This is a genomic window from Paenibacillus eucommiae (genome assembly GCF_017874215.1).
Lineage (GTDB): Bacteria > Bacillota > Bacilli > Paenibacillales > NBRC-103111 > Paenibacillus_AI > Paenibacillus_AI eucommiae.
In genome coordinates this window covers 108929-131337 of sequence record NZ_JAGGLB010000028.1, presented here as the reverse complement: position 1 = coordinate 131337, position 22409 = coordinate 108929, and the positions used below count along the sequence as shown (strand labels likewise).

The 22409-nt window shown below is 46.2% G+C and carries 19 protein-coding genes; 2 read left to right on the top strand and 17 right to left on the bottom strand.

The window, feature by feature from the left end; translation table 11 throughout:
* Nucleotides 1–22 precede the first annotated feature (22 nt).
* A complete protein-coding gene (locus J2Z66_RS31115; protein ID WP_209976657.1) occupies nucleotides 23–1057 on the bottom strand; it encodes a MerR family transcriptional regulator in 1035 nt (344 codons plus the stop codon).
* A gap of 151 nt (nucleotides 1058–1208) precedes the next feature.
* Between J2Z66_RS31115 and J2Z66_RS31110 the strand changes: the two genes are divergently transcribed.
* Nucleotides 1209–2183 (top strand): polysaccharide deacetylase family protein, encoded by a 975-nt coding sequence (locus J2Z66_RS31110; RefSeq protein ID WP_209976656.1) that lies wholly within the window; start codon nucleotides 1209–1211, stop codon nucleotides 2181–2183.
* A gap of 127 nt (nucleotides 2184–2310) precedes the next feature.
* Here the strand turns inward: J2Z66_RS31110 and J2Z66_RS31105 are convergent, their stop codons facing one another.
* From J2Z66_RS31105 to J2Z66_RS31050, 12 genes are all read right to left on the bottom strand, one after another.
* Entirely contained in the window at nucleotides 2311–3327 is a 1017-nt protein-coding gene (locus tag J2Z66_RS31105; RefSeq protein WP_209976655.1) for an LLM class flavin-dependent oxidoreductase, read from the bottom strand.
* 125 nt (nucleotides 3328–3452) lie between these two features.
* Nucleotides 3453–4799, bottom strand: a complete 1347-nt coding sequence (locus J2Z66_RS31100) for a helix-turn-helix domain-containing protein (protein ID WP_209976654.1) — start codon at nucleotides 4797–4799, stop codon at nucleotides 3453–3455.
* A 92-nt stretch (nucleotides 4800–4891) separates the two neighbouring features.
* Complete coding sequence (locus J2Z66_RS31095; RefSeq protein ID WP_209976653.1) at nucleotides 4892–6088, bottom strand: M20 metallopeptidase family protein; 1197 nt, start codon at nucleotides 6086–6088, stop codon at nucleotides 4892–4894.
* Between the two features lie 47 nt (nucleotides 6089–6135).
* Nucleotides 6136–7068, bottom strand: a complete 933-nt coding sequence (sdaAA, locus tag J2Z66_RS31090; RefSeq protein WP_209976652.1) for an L-serine ammonia-lyase, iron-sulfur-dependent, subunit alpha — start codon at nucleotides 7066–7068, stop codon at nucleotides 6136–6138.
* A gap of 1 nt (nucleotide 7069) precedes the next feature.
* On the bottom strand, nucleotides 7070–7750 hold the full coding sequence (sdaAB, locus tag J2Z66_RS31085) for an L-serine ammonia-lyase, iron-sulfur-dependent subunit beta (RefSeq protein WP_209976651.1): 681 nt from the start codon (nucleotides 7748–7750) through the stop codon (nucleotides 7070–7072).
* A 49-nt stretch (nucleotides 7751–7799) separates the two neighbouring features.
* Nucleotides 7800–8867, bottom strand: coding sequence for a dihydrodipicolinate synthase family protein (locus J2Z66_RS31080; protein ID WP_209976650.1), 1068 nt, complete (start codon nucleotides 8865–8867; stop codon nucleotides 7800–7802).
* 2 nt (nucleotides 8868–8869) lie between these two features.
* Entirely contained in the window at nucleotides 8870–9886 is a 1017-nt protein-coding gene (locus J2Z66_RS31075; RefSeq protein WP_209976649.1) for an NAD-dependent epimerase/dehydratase family protein, read from the bottom strand.
* 729 nt (nucleotides 9887–10615) lie between these two features.
* Nucleotides 10616–11125, bottom strand: a complete 510-nt coding sequence (locus J2Z66_RS31070; RefSeq protein ID WP_209976648.1) for a ferritin — start codon at nucleotides 11123–11125, stop codon at nucleotides 10616–10618.
* 92 nt (nucleotides 11126–11217) lie between these two features.
* Nucleotides 11218–12342 carry a GerAB/ArcD/ProY family transporter gene (locus J2Z66_RS31065; RefSeq protein WP_209976647.1) on the bottom strand — a complete coding sequence of 375 codons (1125 nt, stop codon included), beginning with the start codon at nucleotides 12340–12342 and terminating at the stop codon, nucleotides 11218–11220.
* 16 nt (nucleotides 12343–12358) lie between these two features.
* Nucleotides 12359–12592 carry a hypothetical protein gene (locus J2Z66_RS31060; RefSeq protein ID WP_209976646.1) on the bottom strand — a complete coding sequence of 78 codons (234 nt, stop codon included), beginning with the start codon at nucleotides 12590–12592 and terminating at the stop codon, nucleotides 12359–12361.
* A 4-nt stretch (nucleotides 12593–12596) separates the two neighbouring features.
* Nucleotides 12597–13796, bottom strand: coding sequence for a Ger(x)C family spore germination protein (locus tag J2Z66_RS31055; RefSeq protein ID WP_209976645.1), 1200 nt, complete (start codon nucleotides 13794–13796; stop codon nucleotides 12597–12599).
* Between the two features lie 50 nt (nucleotides 13797–13846).
* Nucleotides 13847–15457 (bottom strand): spore germination protein, encoded by a 1611-nt coding sequence (locus tag J2Z66_RS31050; protein ID WP_209976644.1) that lies wholly within the window; start codon nucleotides 15455–15457, stop codon nucleotides 13847–13849.
* Between the two features lie 298 nt (nucleotides 15458–15755).
* Between J2Z66_RS31050 and J2Z66_RS31045 the strand changes: the two genes are divergently transcribed.
* Complete coding sequence (locus J2Z66_RS31045; protein WP_245375967.1) at nucleotides 15756–16055, top strand: hypothetical protein; 300 nt, start codon at nucleotides 15756–15758, stop codon at nucleotides 16053–16055.
* Between the two features lie 596 nt (nucleotides 16056–16651).
* Here J2Z66_RS31045 and glgA read toward each other — a convergent pair.
* From glgA to glgB, 4 genes are all read right to left on the bottom strand, one after another.
* Nucleotides 16652–18082: a glycogen synthase GlgA gene (gene glgA / locus J2Z66_RS31040; protein ID WP_209976643.1), complete on the bottom strand. Its 1431-nt coding sequence runs from the start codon at nucleotides 18080–18082 to the stop codon at nucleotides 16652–16654.
* An 80-nt stretch (nucleotides 18083–18162) separates the two neighbouring features.
* On the bottom strand, nucleotides 18163–19272 hold the full coding sequence (glgD, locus tag J2Z66_RS31035) for a glucose-1-phosphate adenylyltransferase subunit GlgD (RefSeq protein ID WP_209976642.1): 1110 nt from the start codon (nucleotides 19270–19272) through the stop codon (nucleotides 18163–18165).
* A 6-nt stretch (nucleotides 19273–19278) separates the two neighbouring features.
* Complete coding sequence (locus J2Z66_RS31030; protein ID WP_209976641.1) at nucleotides 19279–20430, bottom strand: glucose-1-phosphate adenylyltransferase; 1152 nt, start codon at nucleotides 20428–20430, stop codon at nucleotides 19279–19281.
* Nucleotides 20373–22364 carry a 1,4-alpha-glucan branching protein GlgB gene (glgB, locus tag J2Z66_RS31025; protein ID WP_209976640.1) on the bottom strand — a complete coding sequence of 664 codons (1992 nt, stop codon included), beginning with the start codon at nucleotides 22362–22364 and terminating at the stop codon, nucleotides 20373–20375. The genes J2Z66_RS31030 and glgB overlap by 58 nt, the downstream gene beginning before the upstream one ends.
* Nucleotides 22365–22409 lie beyond the last annotated feature (45 nt).

Below are 22409 nucleotides of genomic sequence, written 5' to 3'. Positions count from 1 at the left end.
CAGGGTCAGTTAAAACAACCGTTTAATGTTTCCGCACAGCATAAACAACGTGAATCCACTCATTAATTTGATGCTGAACTGTGATAAAGTCATGACTTTGGAACCACTCTAGCAGTTTGAGACGATTGGCCGGATGTCTTTCAGACAATGCCGCAACCGTCTCTTTGCCATATGGAGAGGAACCTGTGCTGCCCTCATACATTAGACCGCTTATGCAGATTCGCCCATTAGGTTTAAGGATACGGTTCATTTCCTCTAGCGCTAAAATTTGCTGGATCTCATCAAGATGGTGAAAAGCAAAAGCAGTCACAACAAAATGAAACTGCTTGTCCACAACAGGGATGGACAGTGCATTGCCAAGCTTAGCTGACAGGCCGGGAAATTTCTCCCGACAACGGGCGAGCATCTCCTTTGACTGATCGATTGCGTGCATGGAAGCTCCTTTGGCCAGCAATTTGCCAGCCAAATTCCCCGTGCCTGTCCCAATATCCAAGCCTTGCTCACTGGGCTGCGCAGCTACCCACTGCACCATAAACTCTAGCGTCTTTTCGTACTCCAACGCAGAAACGAACGGCCCCCCGGCAAAAAGTGCGGCTGAAGGATCAAATTGGCCCGCTAACCGGTCGAAATCCCATTTATCCTGCCAGGATGAATGGCCTTTTTGGATTTGCTTCAAATTCTCTGCAAGCTGGAATAAATCCTCAAGGTGCAGCCCCTGCTTAGCTTCGAAACGGAGGATCAATTCGTCAAGCATATGGATTGAATATCTCCGTTCAACCCAATTAGCAACCATCGCCATTCTTTGCATTTCAAGATAATGATGCACTTCTCCAGAGTTTCCTTGATCAAACTTCTCCAGCAGCATTTGTATTTGATCCAAACCTAAACCGATCTCGCGGAGGGACGCGATCGTTTGCAGTCTCCAAGCATCATGCTCCGTGTAATAGCGATATCCATTCTCCGCGCCTCTCTCCGGCTTAATCAATCCCTTCTTTTCATACAACCGAATCGCTCGCGGCGTAACATTTAACCGTTTAGCAAGATCATTAATTTTCATCTGTACCTCCCTCCATGATGATAAACGATGACATAAGGTTAAGGTCCATAAAATCATTTGCATTTGTGTTGAACTATATACACTCGCAGATCGTCATCTATATTAAAAGTCGAGTGGTTTCGACAAAATTAGTAGGAAAGGAAGGATTGAAATGGGTGCAAAACTTGTCGAAATCAAAAAAGAGAAACGGGGGAAAAAGCACGTTCTATTGCTGGCGGGATCGCTGCTGCTTGCAGCCTGCTTTCTGTTAGGGGCGACTCTTCTAATGATAGACATCTCTGCTTTATTAAACGATCCGTTGAATCAAATTTCCGCAACTGCGGTAAGCGCCGCTAATGGCAACACTAAATCTGGCGAAACTGGCAAACTGGGGACTAAACCAGACGTTCAAACTTCGACTCCTGCAGTGGAACCCTTGGAAGAGGCTGCTCCTGTCCTGGCCATAAACACCTTGCCATCATCATCGCCTTCATCTTCACCTTCTTCATCCTTGTCATCGGCCTCACCAACGCCTGCGAAATCAGTCAGTCAGCCCCTCAAAACAGCAGCGTTGACTTTCGATGATGGACCTGACGCCAAGTTCACACCTAAGATCTTGGAAATTCTCAAAAAACATAATGTCAAAGCGACCTTTTTTCTGGTAGGAACGCAGATAGAGAAGTTCCCTGAAATTGTGAAGCAGATCAATGATGAAGGACATACCATTGGCAATCACAGCTTTTCACACGCTAATATGAACAAGCTGGACAACGAGCAGATTAAAACAGAAGTTGATAAAAACGATGAATTATTAAAAAACATTCTGGGCGAGACAACTTCCTTTATTCGAGCACCTTACGGAGCTGCACCTGAGTATCTGAAGCAAAAGCTCCAGGCAGAAGGCCGATATCTCGTAGCTTGGACTGTAGATCCGCGAGACTGGGCAGGTACTTCATCCGAGAAGATTGTTCAAACTGTGAAAGATACAATCAAGCCTGGCGGTATTATTCTACTGCACAGCTTCGGCGGCCGTCATCTAGACCATACCGTGGAAGCCCTGCCTCAGATCATTGAGTACTTGCAGCAAAATGACTATTCGTTGGTGACCATCCAGCAGCTACAGGAAATAGATGAAAAGAAATCTTGAACCATAAATCCATTTGCTATCTCATGGCAAGTGAGCAGCCCTAACTCAGAGGCTCATCACTTGTCATGTTCTATGAAAGTTAGCCTAACGTGGATGCAAGCCTTGGAGTATCAATTTCCGGTGGCCCTCATTTGAGGAAAGCCTCAGCCAGCAGCTCATAAGAGCGGAAACGTGCCTCACGGTCAGGTGTCATAGTGAGGATCATCAGTTCATCAGCAGAAGCCTCTTCTGCCAGTGTTCGCAGTTCATTGGTAACGCGTTCTACGCTTCCTATGATATGACGCGTGAGACTACCACGGCGGATCTTTTCTTCTTCGGGGGTATAGCGGTAAGCAAGCGCCTCCTCTATTGTTGGCAATGCTTTATGCTGCTCTTGTCCTTGCCCTTGTCCCCAGCGGGTCCACTGCAGTAACATCGGTGCAGCCAACTCCTCGGCCTCAGCATCCGTTGCAGCACAAATGACCGAAGCTGCAAAAATGCTCCTTGGCTTATCCATGAAAGCAGATGGCTCGAAATGGTGCCGATAAGCTTTCAGCATAGGAGCAGCCATCTCTGGATTAATATGGTGGGCGAAAGCCAAGCCAAGCCCATGCTTAGCGGCAAGCTTGGCTCCGCCATCACTCGATCCAAGCATCCATAACTCAGGCGTAGTGGAGACAACAGGAGTCGTCGTCATGCGCCGGTATGCATGATCCTCGGGAAAGTCGCCAGATAGAAAGCCCAGCAAGTCTGTCAATTGCTCTGGAAAATCATCAGCATGCAGCGCTTGAGGTGAATTCGAACGACGAAGAGCCAGCGCAGTTGTTCCATCCGTGCCAGGAGCACGACCTAAGCCAAGGTCCACTCTTTGAGGATATAGCGCTTCGAGCGTCCTGAAGTTCTCGGCAACCTTAAGCGAGCTGTGATTGGGTAGCATAACTCCTCCCGAGCCAACTCGCAGCTTGGATGTGGAAGCTGCTATATGGGCAACCAGCAGCTCCGGAGCACTGCTTGCTTGATAAGCAGTGTTATGATGCTCTGCAAACCAATACCGGGTATAACCAAGCCCTTCCACATGCTTGGCCAGATCAACGGCCTCTTGAAACGCCTCCCCGGCTGTTGCCCCATTCCACATCATTGCAAGTTCTAGTACCGATAGTTTCATACGATTCCTCCTGTGCGTTATGCTAAAACAATGCTGACTTCATACTCATACTTGCACTCATTCTCATACTCATACTTCTGCTCATTCTCATACTTCTATTCATTCTCACACCCAATAACTAGTGATTACCGGAAGAGCTCTTTCAAAAAGCTCAGTCTGTAAATTTGCTTAGGCCTGCCTCTGGCTGCCCCTCTCTCTTCGCTAATGATTTCAACGAAGCCGGCATCAAGCCATGCTAGAAGGAGCCGGTGCGTGCTTCTTACAGTCACACCCAAGGTTGCAGCAAGCTCATGGGCGTTATAATCCGTCACACCAGAACGTGTGACACGGGCAATTAGTTTGCTTAAATACGCAGAGGTAAGTCCAACTTCATCCGCTTCTTTTAATAAACTGATATCAATTAATGATAAATCATATTCCAATGGCTGCGTCATTTCCAAGGGGCCGATAATACTGCGATCTTCTCGTACTATAAAGCACATATTACCGCCGGCATCCTTGGAGCGGCTGAGTGCGAGCCGTGCATGCGTGCCCGCTTCATTCGCTGAACGGCCAAATCCAATGCCCACGCTGAGGGAAAGCTCATATCGCTTATCCGCTACACGAGCCAGGGGCAGCGATTTATAGCCGCCAGTTTCCCGCTCAAAGATGCCGCGCGTCGTAATAAAGGAATATTCTTCACTGCCCATATGGGTAAGATGACCCTCCAAAGACTCTACATAACCCAGCATCATCCGGTGAATGTCAAGCTTCAGACGTTGAACCTCATGCTCTGAGGTTTTTTTAATAGCGAGCCTGTTAAAGTCGTCCACATGAATAAACCCGACCACAATTTGTGATTCCTTGCTTCTTCTTGTATCAGACGACAATAAAGCCCTCTCTAATGAAACGACGATATCCTGTTCTGTTGGAGCTATCCACTCGTTGGGAATCCCGTCCTCGGTTAAAGCTTCAGATACGCTTCTTAAAGCTGTTAATGCCGCGCTTGAACGAGAGGATTGAAACTGCTGCTTATGAAAAGCAATGAGCTCTGCCTGGGAGGGATGACGGGTATCTTCGAAAAAAATAGCCTCAGTGTGGAGCTCTCCCAATTCCTGCAGGGCACTATGAACTGCGCGTTTGGACAAAGTATCTATTGAAAGAGTGCGGAGTCCGGATTGTTTCCCAATGCAAAATAAGGCCCGATATAGGCCTGTTCCTGTTAGTGGCACATAATGAACCGGTATAGGAAAATGAAGCTTGTCCTTAACCAGCTGATAAGAAATTGGATCTGAAAAAAGTAACACTTCTACCTTCCCTATCAAATCAGCCGCAATATCCAGAACCTCCGCTTCCGTCTGGAAGGTTCTTGCTACCGGCGAAAATGAGGGGAAGGCACGTATCGTATCGAGGATTTTATCCACCAGCGCATCCGGTCCAATGATTCCGATCGCAATGCCGTGCTGTAAAGAAGTTGTCGTTGAATCTGACATCGCGTGCCTCCAGCCTTTCATTCATATGCCAATAATATCATATAGGAAGCTTCTATGGAAAGCTGACGTCAACCAGTTAGTGCTTCATAGCTTTATTCAAAGCTTCCCGTACGGCTCATGGCAATTGCAGCCATGATGGATGCTCCCTGTGCGAGACAATCCTCATTAAGCGTAAACTGCGGGTGATGCAGCCCATAAGCTTGTTCAGCATTAACTTCCGGACCAGCTCCCAACCAAAAAAAGCAGCCCGGCACATAGTTTAAATAAACAGAGAAATCTTCGCCCCCCATAGTCGGGTCAGCCGGCAGACGATTGTCTGAACCTATAACTTTATCGATCACAGCTTCAGCATGAGCTACACAAGCATCGTCACTTGCCAGCACTGGCACCTGCTCGATATAAGTCAGCTCCGCTTTGCAGCGGTAGGCTTCCGCAATACGCTCTACAATTCTTTGTATTCTTTCCGGCATAAGTTTCTGAACAGCAGGTGAGAATGTCCGAATCGTTCCCGTCAGGTGTGCACGGTGGGGAATCACATTATTCGCGTCTCCAGAATGAATACTTCCAATAGTAACTACTGCAGGTTCCAAGGGAGAAACCTCACGGCTTACAGCAGTCTGAAGCCCCATCACTATGCTGGAAGCGGCAACAATCGGATCAATGCTCTGATCTGGCATGGCTCCGTGACCACCTCTTCCCTCCAGTGTGATCTCGATGCGATCAACCGAGGCCATCATAGGACCGCGGCGAGTAGCGACCTTACCAGCTGCTAAAGTAGGAAGATTATGCAATCCGTAAATTTCGTCAACACCCTCCAGCACTCCTTCAGCGACCATCGCCTTCGCGCCAGCATTGATTTCCTCTGCAGATTGAAAAATAAAGCGCACTCGCCCACTAAGCTGCTCCTTATGCTGTGCCAACAATTTAGCAGCACCTAGCAAAATAGAAGTATGAGCATCGTGACCACAAGCATGCATCACATTAGTACGCCGGGAAGCAAACTCCAAGCCCGTTTCCTCTTGAATGGGCAGGGCATCCATATCAGCACGAAGTGCAATCGTTCGTCCGGGACGGCTGCCCTGTAAATCTGCAACAATTCCATGCCCTCCAACCCCACATTTCACATCCAGGGAAAGTTGTCGAAGCTCCTCCGCAACCTTGGCAGCAGTCTCAGCCTCCTCGAAGCTGAGCTCTGGGTTGCTGTGCAAGTCTCGTCTGAAAGCAATTAGTTGTTCTTCCAGCAGCTTGCCTGACGACATTAGGCTCTGCGATACTGCATTAGGAATCATGATTTCCCTCCTTCTCAGACAATCTATATCTTCCTTCTGTACTCAGTTCACTTTTTGACGTCTTCATTTGGTTCTGCCTTTGCTTCCGGCTTGCTTTTGTCCTTCCCCTTGCGATAAAGCGAATCCATAATTTTCTTCCCTGTAGGGGTTTGGGCAAGTCCGCCTTTTGCCGTTTCACGATGCTTTTCCGGCATTGAAATGCCAACCTCATACATGACCTGCACCACTTCATCCGAAGGAATAACGCTTCTGACACCAGCCAATGCCATATCAGCCGCGGCTAATGCATTTACAGCCCCGAAGCCGTTGCGGACGATGCATGGAATTTCCACCAGTCCTCCAACCGGATCGCAAATCAGTCCAAGTGTGTTTTTGAGTGCAAGGCCAACGGCATGAACAGCCTGTGCCGGAGTCCCGCCACGCAGCTCTGTCATTGCACCGGCAGCCATGCCGATTGCTGATCCTACCTCAGCCTGGCAGCCGCCTTCGGCGCCAGATACAAAAGAATTGTTCGCGACGACATAGCCAATAGCCCCAGCACAAAACAAGCCGCGGACCATATGTTCGTCATCCCAGCCAAAACGCTGCTGGGCACTAATAAATACACCCGGTATAATCCCACAGGAGCCTGCAGTCGGGGTGGCAATGATGCGCCCCATGGAAGCGTTGACTTCGGAAACCGCCAAAGCATACGCCATAGCACGACAGGCTTCTTCACCCAAGGATGTCTCCTGATTGCTCATAAAGCTCATCACCCTCTGAGCATCCTTACCTGTGAGCCCGCTGCGCGAGGTAGTGTCTTCCGTCAGTCCTTTGGCTACAGCTTCCTTCATAATCTGGTAGTAATCCATCATCTTGCGAAATTCCTGTTCGGGGCTGTTTCCCGATTGATGGGCCTGATCCGCCAGCATCAGCTCAGCGATGCTCAGCCCTTCCGCTTCACAGCATTGTACCAATTGCTTCAGTGTACGAAATCTCATTTCACGAAAGCCTTCTTTCCATGAGTTCCACTTTTTTCACTTCATAAACCCCGGACATCCCGCTGATCTCTTGCAGCAATGGCTCCGTCATCGTACTATCCACCTCAATAACCGTCATCGCATCACCGCTTCGTCCTTTACGGTCCACGTCCATATGTCCGATATTGATCGCTTCGCGGCGGAGCAAATCAGCGACATCAGCGATAAGCCCAGTCCGGTCCTGATGAAAAATAACTAATGTGGGGTATTCCCCCGTGAACTTCACATCAAAATCATTGACATTGATAATCTCAATATTTCCGCCGCCAATAGACGCACCGATTACGCTTAACTTTCGGGTGTCCGAATACAGCGTCATCTTCGCTGTATTCGGATGCCACGATTGCCCTTTGCCCTGCTTGAACTGAATATCCAGGCCAAGCTGGGCAGCAATAATAAGAGATGTCGGAATACGAGGATCATCTGTATCATAGTCAAGCAAACCGCTAACGATCGCAAGATCGGTTCCATGGCCTTGATAAGTATCCGCAAAGGAACCATAGAACACAATCTCAACAGCATCAGGCAAGCTGCCGAACAAATGACGAGCTACTCTCCCAAGTCTTACGGCACCCGCCGTATGGGAGCTAGAAGGTCCAACCATAGCGGGGCCGATTATGGAAAATACATCCTTAAAGCGCATCAGCGATCCCTCACTTTTTCTCTTACCTTTTCATCCTTTTATTCTATCATTAAGAAAGCCACTTCTCCAAATGAGCGGAAACAAATTCATCATCAACCAAATGCGGATAATCGCGGTAAATACGGTCGAACTCCTCGCTTTGTCCCGGAGACAGCTCTTCGTGCGGATTTAAGCACCAAATTCCTTCCAGAAGTCCCTGTCTTCTCAGTACTTCGTGGATTCCAGGGATACAGCCTGCGAAGCCGTTCGCTGTATCAAACAATACTGCATTTGAATCCGTCACCTCTATGTTGCGTGTCAACCATGAAGATGCAATACTCTCGTCCCCGCGCACTGCTTTTATTTCTTCAAGCAAAGCAACCGCTTTATGTGTCCAAACGGCCCAATGTCCTAGCAGACCCCCTACTATTTTCTTCTCAACAGGCTGCCCATTGATTGTAAAACGGTATGTTGTCAGCAGATCATTTACGATATTGTCGTCATTTCCAGTGTAGAGAGCGATCTCATCCCGACGCTTAGAGCCGCATACGGCACGTACCACATCGATAGTCTGGTAACGGTTAAAAGGTGCCATTTTGATCGCAACTACTCCGGTTATATCAGCAAACTCTTTCCAGAAATCGAAGCTTAGTACCCTTCCTCCAACGGAAGGCTGCAAATAAAAGCCGAATACCGGAATAATTTCGGCAACCTTCTCAATTCGGCGCAGCAGCTCCTGCTCGGTCAAGCTTTGCAAGCCGCCCATACTGACTAACCCTACATCATAGCCAAGTCCCGCTGCGATTTCCGCTTCCTCAACAGCTTGCTCCGTAGGACCGCAAATACCAGCTACTTGGATAAAAGGGCGGTTTAATTCAGCTTTTTTCACTTCCTCTGCAGCAAGACCCAGCACTTTTTCAAACAGGTTAAATTGTTTGTCTCTAATTTCAAATTGGGTAGAGTGAACGCCAACCGCAACTCCACCTGCTCCAGAAGCCATATAATAACGGGATAATGCTCTTTGATAGCGTTCATTCAGCTGCCTCGATGCATTTAATGCCAGCGGATGTGCGGGAATAACCAATCCATCATGCAATGCTTTTGTCTGCTCCTGGCTTAGTTCTCTTCTCGTACTCATACTTAGTATTTCCCCTCTCTCTCCTGAAAATGAGTTGGCTTGTTCCACACATGACCTCCAGCATTTAACCACTCAGCCGTCCAATCAATCATCTGCAGCAATGAAACGCTTGGATACCCGAACAATTGGTGGGCTTTCGCCGAATTACTAATATATGCAGTAGGCGATTCTTCTCCGACAAAGGATACATCAACTCCAAATCTTTGGCCGAACATCGTTGCCAGCCAGCGCAGTGAAATGGTCTCCGGTCCGGATACATTAAGCACTTTCGGCGGGTTGCTGCAAACGTTCAAGGCACGGATCGCGATTTCATTGGCATCACCCTGCCAGATACAGTTGAGACTTCCCATTGTAACATCGATAGGCTTTCCTGCTTTTACTTGCTTTGCCATTTCGAGCAATACGCCATAGCGCATATCAATCGCATAATTCAACCTGTAAATAACCAGCGGTGTACCATGCTTGTGGGAGAAGTATTCAAACACACGCTCGCGGCCTAAGCAGGATTGTCCATATTCCCCATTAGAGCCAGTCGGATCCTCTTCAGAAACACCTCCATAAGCGATCGGAGTCATTGGGTACACATTACCCGTGGAAAACACAACGATACGTGAATCTTTGTATTTCTCTGCAACACGACCCGGCAAATAAGCGTTCATCGCCCACGTAAAATGTTCATTACCTGTAGTACCAAATTTATTACCAGCCATATAAATGACATTTTTCACATCTGGCAAACTCTGCAGCTGCGCATCGTCTAGTAAATCAACAGATATTGTTTCTACTCCGGCTGCTTCCAGCTCCTGCTTTACATCTCCGGAAGAAAACCGGGAAGCGCCGATCACTTTCTTTTGAACACCTGCTTCTTTAATCGCATTCATGGCCAGTCTCGCAAGACTCGGACCCATTTTGCCTCCTACACCAAGCAGCATAATATCTCCATCTATTGCAGCAATATCACGGATTAAATCAGCAGATGGCTGAGCCAGCTTATTCTCTAAATCTTGAATCGTTTTCATTGTCTTGCTCCTTTCGAATGTTGGAATACTCTTATTGTAAAAGCAAACCCCTATTAAAGACAAATCTTTAAATTGTCTTTAAATAAATAATGAAAGACGCCTTGCGGTGGCCTTTGGTGTGCGTGCTCGTGACGCTAGTGCTTGAGGAGGTAAGGGGTATGGGCTCCAACTGCTGTTAAAGATTTGTTCCCTGAATGGAATGGATGTTGAGGTTGGAACAAATCTTTAAATGCGGACGCTACCGCTTTTCCACCCATACCCCTTACCTCTTTCAGCTACAATCGTACGAACACCATGCTCAAACGGACAGCCAGCAAGGGTTTTGCTCTGGGTTGGAAGAGAACTCGTAGCGGGTAATGGCGCTGGGATGAAGAGCGATGAAAGTGCGATGAAGAGCCTCTACTTTAGCGATGTTTTTCATCGTTAAAAGTACCAGATCGTGTCCACAATCTTACTTTAACAATGAAAACATCATTAAAATCTCTTTTAATCATCCAGATGGGCTATCCGCCCTCTTTTAACGATGAAAATCAACGTTAACTTGCTGATTGACCTGGAGACACTTCCTTTAACGATGAAAAACATCGTTAAGTCAAGCAATCCCTCCATTCTGTTTAGGCGGCTGCTACTGCTCTAGAAAACTTACACTTTTCCAGCAAATCCTCAAAAAAAACCTCCCAACCCGCACGCACGGGCTGAAAGGTTTTCCTTGTAAAGCTATTGTTTCTTTTAGGCATTAGCCAGAGGTGTAAACGAACGCTTCGCAAATTCGGCGTCAAGCATGAAGAAGGCGTTGCTGTCTTTGTCGATCCGTTTCAACTTTTGGATAATGGAATCGAACATCGCTTCTTCCTCTACCTGCTCGTCGATAAACCACTTGAGGAATTGAATCGTTGCATGCTCGCGGTCATTCATGGCCAAGTCGGAAAGATCATAAATCCGCTTAGTCACAACGATTTCGTGAGCATAGGCGTGCTCGAATGCTTCAAGAATCGATGAGTATTCATTGTTAGGAGCTTCGAAGCCAGCCAGCTTGACCCTTTTTCCCCGGTCATTTAAATATTTATAGATTTTCATCGCGTGAAAACGTTCTTCCTCCGCTTGTACCATAAAGAAGTTCGCATATCCGTCCCAGCTCTCCGCGGAACAATAACCCGCCGCTGCCAAATAAACATGAGCTGAATAAAATTCAAAATTCATTTGTTCGTTCAAAGCTTCGCTAAGGGTTTCATTTAACATAGTGCTCATATCTCCTTCCATCCTGCTGTTTGTTTTTCTCTATCCTCTATACAAGATTACCAGTAAGTTGCCTATGAATACAAGTGGAACTGCTACTTCGCTTGATTTACAGGGGATTCAGGCTGGAAATGTTTTCTTAAGCGTGCGATACCAAGCAGAACCAGAGGATAAATGAGCCCTGCAATCAATGCATACGGAATCCAATAAACTTTCGTAGTGTATTCATCAAAAATACTGGTCGGATATTCAATTGGAGCGAGCGCCAGCATTAGCAAACCTAAGGGTATCGCCAGAGGACGATAGTCTTTCAAATTAAAAATTTGGGCAATAGCTACAAGGGTCACATAGTAATACAGCGACATCCTGAAATAAAGAGTAATAATCCATATAAAAGCCATGAGCACCTCTAACCGCTGCAGAAAATCCCCAATATTAATCAGCTTGGCTAAAGCATAGCTTGGATACGTATTTCTTGTTGTCAAGTCATGACCAAGCACCAAAATACATAATGTAACGATAATGATCAGAACCATTCCACCCATTAAATATCCAATCAAAAAAGCTCTGCGAGCCTCTTTAGGCTGATTCATCTGGGAGGGATTAATCACTAGGAGGAGGACTGACGGCAAAGCTGCGGCACTTAAAAAAGTTAGCGCAGCAGGTACTGTTGATTTTAACCCAGACTCCAGTATAGGCAATATATTGTCCATTTTGATCTGAGGACTTATAAACATTACCAAGAGAAAAAATAATAACAAGACCCATGGGAATAAGATCTCCGCAGTGCGTGCCATAGTTTCCAAACCAAGACGTACTCCCATCACTGCAGTAAGCACAAAAAGAATACTAAATGCCTCCATCGGAGTTTCAGGCATGATTTGCGAAGTCATAAAGCTTCCGATATAGTACACATTGGAAATCGGACCACCTAGAAAAAATATGCCAATAAAAAGAAAAGAAATGACTTTCCCTAACCACTTCCCCAATAATTTTTCACTTAATTGCACCAGGGAAAGTGTAGGAAAGAGACTGCCCACCAAAGTATACAGCCATACTATACCTATTCCCGCTACAGTTCCGAGGATCGTTGCAATCCAGGCATCCTGCTGGGCATAAGCAGCCTGACCCGATGGAATAACTAGGATCGCACTGCCAATTGTAAAAAGGCAAACTAAAATCGCCAATTGACGTCCGGATATGAATTCTTTTCCCAGCATGTGTGTTTCCTTCCCACTACGTTATTATTCCAAATATGAAATCGCCCAGCGGCTTAAACATAACATTCATCATATCCAATGGATTGGGAACTTGAATATGTGATGATTTCGCTATACTTACTCCTGCTCCCAAGATGAGCAAAATGGAGAATACAATTAATTCTCTTTTCAGCCCTCTTTTCCAAAGAGAAGGTACCTCAAACCAAATAATCATTGCGGTTACTGCGAGGATTCCAAGAACTGCCAGCATACCATTACTCCTTTAATTTATTAATAAGAGGTTCGCCGATTGTTCCCAATCTCTTGATACGTACATCAACCTGAATATCAGCAGAAAGCTCCTGAAAATGTTGCCCCCACTCCTTTTCTACTTTTTTCCAATAATCTGGCGCCGCTCTGTGAATCGCTTCACCAAAACCAAATATATCTGTTTTCAGCTTCTTTGCTTTTTTAAGAGCAGCCTCGCTATGGTCCTTCATCTCCTTCTCCACTTCTTTTTCTAAATAAGTTAGTGTCTCGGCCTTTTTCAACTCGATCTGGCACTCAGCATCCGACACATTAGCTTCCACTCGCGTTATAACTTGTATACTCGGTTTGCCATTTTCTACTTTTCCTTTGAATTTGGTTTGTGCCCGAGTAACATCTACGGAAAGCTTTCCGCCCTTCGGGCAGGCTACATTTACTACTGTCCTTTGCAAACGATCTGTCAGATTGGTATAGCCCTTACTTTCCGTATCATCTAACCATCCAACCATTTTATCTTTATTGAAAACCGCCAGCCCTGAAGCTTGTAAAATCGCCGGAGGCACTACGGATTCGAGATTTTTATTCGTTCCGCTCACCTTTTTATTGCCTAATATCCGCATACCCGTTATAGCTGAATTGTTCCCTTTAATCATAATGCTCTTAATCAGATCGTCCAGACGAATCGTTGTAACCGGAGACCATTCCTTCTCAGCTATTTCCAAGGAATTGAACATTTTATTGCTCGAAATTTTATCCACAGCAGTCATGAAAGATAGCACTTCCTTAGCCGACGAACCCTTTGCAATAGTGAAATAGAAATCGGTACGAAATTCATGATCTCTCGAAATATAATCCAATAACTTACTAACACCTTCTCTGGCTAATGGTTCAGACAAGATAAAAATACGAACATGAGAAAAATAGGTCTCTCTGGGGGTCACAGACGTCAGTTTTCTTACAGCCTCTGCTACAGTATCGCCTTTCGCGCTAAATACCGTGATCGGTGTACGCCCACTGCCCCTTGTTTTTTGTGTAGATATTTCGCTTGGATTTACAATCTGCACAGAAACCTCATATTGCTTGTCGGCTTTATCGATAGCGATTCCGACCACGATCCCTAACGTATTCAATTCATGACGGCTCCAACAACCGGTTAGAAGCATAACTGCAACAAGAAAACAGAGGAATAAGATCGTCTTTTTTTTCAAAGCGAATTTCCTTTCCTGTGTTATTTGCCAAGCCTTCGTTTAGTGGCGGTTCATTTTCGTTCTCGATTTATATTTTTTTGATTAATCAGCCGGGGGCGTGAAGTCATTGCTCTCCAAGGCACCCGGATAAGCGCATCCTTCTGATCGGAAGGAATTAACGGCGCAAACGGACTTAAATATGGGACACCAAAGGAACGTATGCTGCTAAGGTGCTGGATAAGCGCAATCACTCCAATGATAATACCAAATAATCCAAATGAGGCGGCAAGACCCATTAACGGAAAACGCAGCATCCGGAAAGAGTTGGCCATGCTGTAGGAGGGAAATGAAAAGCTGCTGATGGCCGTTATGGCTACAACAATAACCATAGCCGGGGAAACAATTCCAGCCTCAACTGCTGCCTGCCCGATGACCAGTGTTCCAACTACCGCCACGGCCGGTCCGATCGTTTTCGGCATACGAATACCAGCTTCCCTTAAGATTTCAAAGGATACCTCCATAAGAAGAGCCTCGATAAAGGCAGGAAAGGGGATCCCTTCCCGCTGCGCTGCCAGACTGATTAGCAGATTGGTATGCAGCATTTCCTGATGAAACGTCGTCACAGCCAGGTATGCCGATGGCCCCAGAAAAGCAATGAACATGCCTATGTAACGAAGGAACCTAACCAGACTGCTAATATCAGCCCGATGATAATAATCCTCTGCAGCATGCAGAAAAGAAACGAACAGAGCAGGAACTACCAATACAAATGGAGTCCCGTCGATGATGATGGCGACCTTCCCCTCCAACAGTTCGGCCGCGATGACATCCGGCCGCTCCGAATTGTACACGGTTGGAAAAGGTGTATAGGTCTGATCCTGAATCAGTTCCTCAATATACCCGCTTTCCAGGATGCCATCAATGTCAATCCGGTCAAGCCGCTGATGAAGCTCAGCGACTATTTTGTCGTTAGCGATCCCTTTAATGTACATAATGGCAACATCAGTTTGGGTCACCCGGCCAATTTGTTTCGTTTCCATCCATAAATTTGGACTTTTGATTTTACGCCGGATTAGCGAAGTGTTGGTACGCAGAGTTTCCGAGAACGCTTCCCTTGGACCACGGACCACAGATTCAGTGAGCGATTCTGTGACACCTCGATCTTTCCAGCCCTTCGTGCTCGCAGTGATCCCTTGGGCATGACCATCCAGTAAGATTACCGTATTGCCTGATGAGACTGAGCTATACAAGCTATCAAAATCGGTAACATCTTGGACAGTACCCACCGAAAGGACAAAATCCTTCAGCGTTTGAATAAGCAATGGGCTTGGGCTTTCAGTAATTTTTTCATCGGCATCAGACAATTTGGTATCTATTAATAGGGATTCAAGAATAAAGTCTGTAATTGTTTTTTCATCAGCCATTCCGTCAATGTAGATAATCGCAATTTGCTCAAGCCCATTTTCCCCAATGCGAATTTCCCTTATCACTAAATCGGTACTGTTACCGAACGCTTTTTTTATTTGTTGAAGATTGTCGTACATGCTTGTGTTCAGCAATTGGGTCGAACAACTAGTCTGAAGCTGAGTTTGCTGCTGCGACGATTGTTGTCCCTGCTGCTGGGCCTGCTGTGATTGATTATCCTTATTTGGGTGGGAAATCAATTTTTTGAAAAAACTCATAGACATCCCTCTCTCGTACCATTTAAAGGGTGATGAGATAAACCTCAATCGAGGTAAATCTAAAATTAGAAACCGCGTTTTCTTATTGCTGCTCAACTTCAGTAAAGTTAAACTCCTAGCGTTGTATACAATCAAGTATTGCCTGATTGATCCCCTAATAAACTATCGTACCCAAAGAACTGCCTGTGCCTTGACAGTTTGAATATCAACCCTGATTAATACCTGCAGAAACTGGGTAAGTATCAATAAGACAAATCGATTAGATTCATATTTCATGTTACATCGAAAGGATGAGCCAATGATGAAAACGCCTATGAATTTACATCGTACAAAGGAGACCGTACCCGAAACCGGCACCTACATCTGTGAACAAGGAGAGTCCAAGGATTACCGGGAAGGCGAGCTATTCGCCAACTGCCCGATAAGCAACGAGCACACTACATGGAGACACGCTGACCACGTTCACAAATCAGGACAGAAAGTAACTGAATCCGGTAAGTATGAAGATGCTGACGGAGAGTTTATAGTTTTAAAACATGGGGATGTTTTTCCCGATTGCCCCAAGAGTGGAGAAGAAACAACCTGGAGGCACGCATAATTTGAGAATAACGTCTTGGGCGTCCTTTGATGTGCATGTATGTGACGTTAGTGCTAAGGGAGGGAATGGCTGTGGCCTCCAGCCGCTGTTAAAGATTTGTTCCCTTGATTGGAATGGATGTGGGGGTTGGAACAAATCTTTAAATGCGGACGCTACCGCTCTTCCACCCACACCCATTCCCTTCCTGAGCTACAGAGTCTAGGACATCAGAACATACCAAGCTCAAACGGACAACCAGCAAGAGTTCTCTTGGTGGGAGGAGATTTCCTAGCGGGAGCAGGCGCTGGGGGATAAAGTGTTGGCGCAGATGAGAAGGACCTGATGATTTTAAGCATGTTTTTCATCGTTAACATGACTGTTGGCCTAGAAACACTCGCTTTAACGATGAAAAACATCGTTAAGTGAAGCACTCGCTCTTACTTTCCGATCATAAAAAAAGCCCGGGCAGCGAATCAGCTACTGCCAGGCTTTTTTTGATGCTGCAACATGAATCTTGTTTGCAATGTTCAAACGAGAATAACCCGCAGTCGTCATTCAGACTACGGGATTCCGACGACGGGCAATCACGAGCCCATCCAATACCGCAGCAATCGGGGCTAGTTCAGCTCATTTTTATACAGCGCTATATATTGTTGGGCAGATTTCTTCCAGCTAAAATCGCTTTTTTTCACATTTTGATGTATTTTCTTCCAGGCATCCGGATCATCACTATAGAAATGAAGAGCTCTCCGAATCGTATAAAGAAGGTCGTGAGCGTTATAATTGCTGAAGCTGAAGCCTGTACCTTGTCCCGTATCCTCATTATACGACTGGACTGTGTCCTTGAGTCCCCCCGTTTCCCTGACGATGGGAATTGATCTATAGCGCAGGGCAATCAGCTGGCCGATGCCACAAGGCTCGAACTGGGAAGGCATCAGGAAAAAGTCAGAAGCTGCATAGATTTGGCGGGCCAAGCCATCATCAAAGGTAATCTGGGCAGACAGCTTATCTGGATGGGTGTAAGCCGTATCCCGCAGAAGCTGTTCATATCCATACTCCCCTGTGCCTAGTACAACCCATTGAGCATTCAGAGATAGCAGTTCAGGAAGCAGATAGGCAATAAGATCGAGCCCTTTCTGCTCCACTAACCGTGTAACTAGAACGAACATGGGTACCGCCCCATCGATTGGAAGCCCAAGCCTCTCTTGCAGAGCAAGCTTGTTGAGCTGCTTTTTGCTGAGAGAATCCCGGTAAGGCGCCACTAAATGTGGGTCATTCATAGGATCGTAGGACTCATAATCAATTCCGTTCACTATCCCGCTTAAGCTTTCACTCCTGTAACGAAGCAAGCTATCCAGGTTTTCGCCATAATAAGGTGTCTTGATCTCCTCGGCGTAGGTCTGACTGACCGTTGTAATTCGATCGGCAAACTGCAGGCCTCCTTTCAGAAAGCTGGCGCCTCCATGCAGCTCCAAGGCAGTGCCTGAGAAGTAGTCATCGCTTAAACCCAGCAAGTCCTGCAGCAGAGGCCGCCCAAACACCCCTTGATACTTCAAGTTATGAATGGTGAGCACCGTTTTGATCGAGGCAAAAAAAGATAAGTGGCTGTAATGTGCCTTCAACAACACCGGAATCATTGCACTTTGCCAGTCATGACAATGAATGATGTCCGGTTGAAAATCCAAGTAAGGCAGTGCTTCAATGACTCCACGGCAAAAGAAGGCAAAACGCTCCGCTTCATCTCCATAACCATACAATCCCTTGCGCTTAAAATAAAACTCATTATCTGCAAAATAGAAGGTAACTCCCTCATGCTGCAGCATTTGTATACCCATATAATGCTTTCTCCAGCCCAGGTGCACATCGAATGAAGCTGCTGTCTTCATATTTTCTTTGTATGTATGAGGAATATCCTCATATTTAGGTAATATGACCCTAACATCCACACCCTGGTGCTTAAGCTCTTTCGGTAAAGAACCGATCACGTCGGCTAAACCGCCAGATTTGACAAAAGGCACCGCTTCGGAAGCAACAAACAGTATTTTCATAGTTCCTCTCCTTAGCGTTTTGCTTGAGCAAAACTTTTTTCTTTAGCTAACCTTGGAATGGAGCAATCTATGTCTAGTGCTTAGATGACTTTCGTTTTGGCAGCAATAAAAGGCGCTCTGTAATCCCCGGTAAGGACGCGTCCTCTGCTGATAAAGACATCCTTGTCCAATATGGCATTTTCAATAATGACATTTTCTTCAATCTCACAGTTTTGCAAAATAATACTGTTCTTCACATACGCGCCTTTGCGAATTTTCACACCTCGGAACAAGATGCAGTTCTCAGCCCTGCCTTCAATGATGCAGCCGTTAGCAATCAAGGAATTTTTGACGTTCGCGCTGTCCAGATACTTGGCTGGTGGTTCATCCTTAACCTTGGTATAAATCAAATTTTTCTGGAAGAACAGCTCCCGCCACACCTTCGGATCAAGCAGCTGCATGCTCTGCCTGTAATAGCTTTGAATCGAATTAACAATACCCAAATGGCCTTCGTATTTATAGCCGTAAACGCTAAGCTTATCGATATTTTTCATAATGCCGTCTCTAACGAGGTGATCATAGCCTTGGGCAAGGCAAGACTCGACCATATCAAGCAGGAGCGCCTTGCTCATGACATACATTTCCATAGAAATCTTATTCGTGCGAAGTCTTCCTGTATGATCCTCGATCAATGTTACCCGGCCATCGTCCTTGACGGCAAGTCTGCGGAATTTCGCTGGTATCTCTTCGTCGACTTCTTTATAAATGACCGTAATATCTGCTTGCATATCCTGATGATAGCTCACGACCTCATTATAATTAATGTTGCACACCATATGGCTGCGGGAAATAATAACGAGCTCTTCCTTGCCACGGTAGAAATAATCCCGGTGACTATAAAACTGAAATAAATCTCCTCTTGAAATCCCTGTAGGCTCATCTAACACCGAAGGCAATACGAACAAGCCGTCTCTCTTGCGGTCCAGATCCCATTCCTTGCCCGACCCGAGGTGATCCATCAAGGAACGGTATTTATGCTGTGTAAACACCGCCACGTTGTCTATCCCTGAATTCACCATGCTCGACAAAGTGAAATCGATCAAGCGGTAGCGTCCGCCAAAAGGCACAGATGCGGGGCAGCGGAAATAAGTCAACTCCTCCAAATCATCCGGCTCATTCACTAAATTAATAACACCCATAACCTTTTTCATGCGCACTCACCCTTCCTGATTTGAAGTTGCCCTTATTCGCTCATTGCCACCAATCAGTACGATCTCGCCATCCTCTTCGCCAATTACAGCCCCATCCTCAACGACCGTGTTCTCTCCAATAATTGCTTTGTTAATGATCACATTGGCTCCGATCTGCGCATTTGGCATAATAACAGAATCTTTAATCAGACTGCCCTCCCCGATTTGAACGCCATAGAACAACACAGAATGATCGACTGTTCCGAATACAGCACAGCCTTCGTTAACGAGCGATCTCTTGATCGATGCTGTGGGGGCGACATATTGTGCAGGCTGATAAGGATTTACCGAATATACCCGCCAATTTTTATCGTTCAAATTCAGCTCATTGTTCTCATCCAATAAATCCATATTGGCTTCCCACAAGCTTTGAATCGTCCCGACATCCTTCCAATAGCCTTCGAACGGATAAGCGAACATTCTCGCCTGATCCCTGAGCATCGCAGGTATAAGATCCTTGCCAAAATCCTTGCTTGATTCCGGATCATCCTCGTCTTTGATAAGGTACTCTTTGAGGACCTTCCAGCTAAATATGTATACACCCATAGAAGCCAGATTGCTTTCAGGCACTTTAGGTTTTTCAGCAAATTCAGTAATGCTGTTATTCTTATCCACACTCATGATGCCAAAGCGGCTGGCTTCCTCCCATTTTACCTCAATAACAGCTATTGTGGCATCAGCATCGTTAGCTTTATGAAAATTTAACATGAGGTCATAATCCATTTTGTAAATATGGTCGCCTGAAATGACCAATACATACTCAGGATCATACTGCTCGATAAATGCAATGTTCCGGTAAATCGCATCCGCTGTTCCTTTGTACCAGTCCCCGCCTTTTTGTTCCATGAAGGGAGGAAGGACGGTGACACCTCCGTATTTGCGGTCGAGATCCCAGGAGCTGCCGATTCCAATATACGAATTGAGCACGAGCGGCTGGTACTGGGTCAGTACACCTACGGTATCAATCCCTGAATTGGTGCAATTGCTAAGCGTAAAATCGATAATCCGGTATTTGCCTCCAAAATGAACGGCAGGTTTGGCCAACTTGTTGGTCAACACCCCTAATCTTCTTCCTTCTCCACCTGCAAGGAGCATGGCAACACATTCTTTGTCGCGCATTCCGGTGTTCCCCCTTCATCATCGTCAAATGGCATACCTTCAATTCGCTTGAAAAAAACGGCTGCAAGCGGTGGAACCACAATGGACAGACTATTTGGCAGCTGATGCCATTCTCTTTTTTCCGTGATCAGCTTATCGGCATTGCAAACACCTGAACCGCCGTAGCCCGCTGAATCACTGTTGAATACTTCTTGATACACGCCAGCTCCAGGCACACCAATGCGATAATCCGGATGCATGACAGGAGTAAAGTTGCAGACGAGTATCAAATCATCCTCACGCTGCTTGCCCTTGCGAATAAATGCAACCACACTTTGACTCTCATCATGTGGATTGATCCACTCAAAGCCTTCAGGCTGATGATCATATTGCCACAAGGCCGGCTCATTGCGATAGAAAGCGTTCAATTCTTTTACATAATGGTGCATGCTGCTGTGCATCTCATAATCCAGCAGGAACCAGTCCAGCTCCTCCAGATCCTTCCACTCATCGAATTGACCATATTCCCCTCCCATGAACAGCAGCTTCTTGCCCGGATGAGCCATCATATACCCATAAAAGGCACGCAGGTTGGCGAACTTCTGCCAATAATCGCCTGGCATTTTGTGCAGCAGCGAACGTTTACCGTGAACCACTTCATCATGGGATAGAGGAAGAATATAATTTTCACTGAAGGTATACATGAAAGAAAAAGTTATCAGCTTGTGATGCCAGCTGCGTTCAAGCGGGTCCAGCTTCATATAGCGCAGCATATCGTTCATCCAGCCCATATTCCATTTATAATTGAATCCCAATCCACCAGCATGAACAGGTGCCGTTACCATGGGCCAATCCGTGGAATCCTCAGCCATCATCAGCGCGTTGGGGTATAGTGAGAAAATCACCTGATTGAGCTTCTTAAGCAAAGCGATAGCTTCGGGATTATCCTCGCCGCCGAATTCATTCTTGACTGCAAGCTCGGGTGGCTTGCCTAGATTCATGTAAATCATGCTGGCTACCGCATCAACTCTTATTCCATCGATATGAAAGACATCCATCCAAAATACCGCATTGGAAATTAAAAAGCTGATCACCTCCGGTCTGCCGAAATCAAAGGTCAGCGTCCCCCATTCAGGTTTATCCGCTTTGCGCAGATCCTGATATTCATACATCGGCGTGCCGTCGAATTGCCTTAAGCCATGATCATCCTTGCAGAAGTGGCCAGGCACCCAGTCCATAATAACGCCGATGCCGCGCTGATGACAGCGGTCCACGAAGTACATGAAATCCTTAGGCGTGCCATGACGGCTTGTTACGGAGTAATATCCGGTTGCCTGGTAGCCCCATGACCGGTCAAAAGGATGCTCCGCTAACGGCATCAGCTCGATATGCGTGTACCCCATATCTGCAACATAATCCACTAGCTCATCTGCCAGCTGCCTGTACGAATAAAGGACGTCACTATACCTCTCTTCTTTTTTCCAAGTGCCCAAATGAACTTCATAAATGGACAGAGGCTGGTTATAGCTGGTTGTCTCTGCCTGAAGCTTCTGCCAAGCTTGATCCTGCCATTCATAGCCTTCCAAATCATAAACTCTTGAAGCCGTTCCAGGCCGCAGCTCTGAATAAAAGGCATACGGATCTGCTTTGAGCAATATTCTGTCGTCACGTGTATGAATTTCATATTTGTAATAATCGTATTCCCGCGCTTCCGGTATAAATAAAGTCCATACACCTAGCGTGCTCAGCGGCTTCATGATATGCTTATGGCCCGTCCATTCGTTAAAATCGCCAATCACCCGAACTTCTTGGGCATGAGGCGCCCAGAGGCTAAAGCGAACCCCCTCTGAACCTTCCTCCTTATTTACATGCGCGCCTAATAGCTTATAGCTTTGATACAGGGAGCCTTCATGAAATAAAAACAAATCTTCCGAGCTGGGCACTGTGCTCTTCATGTCTTCCCCCCTCTCTAGAGTCGGTTGCTTGCAAAAGCAAATAAA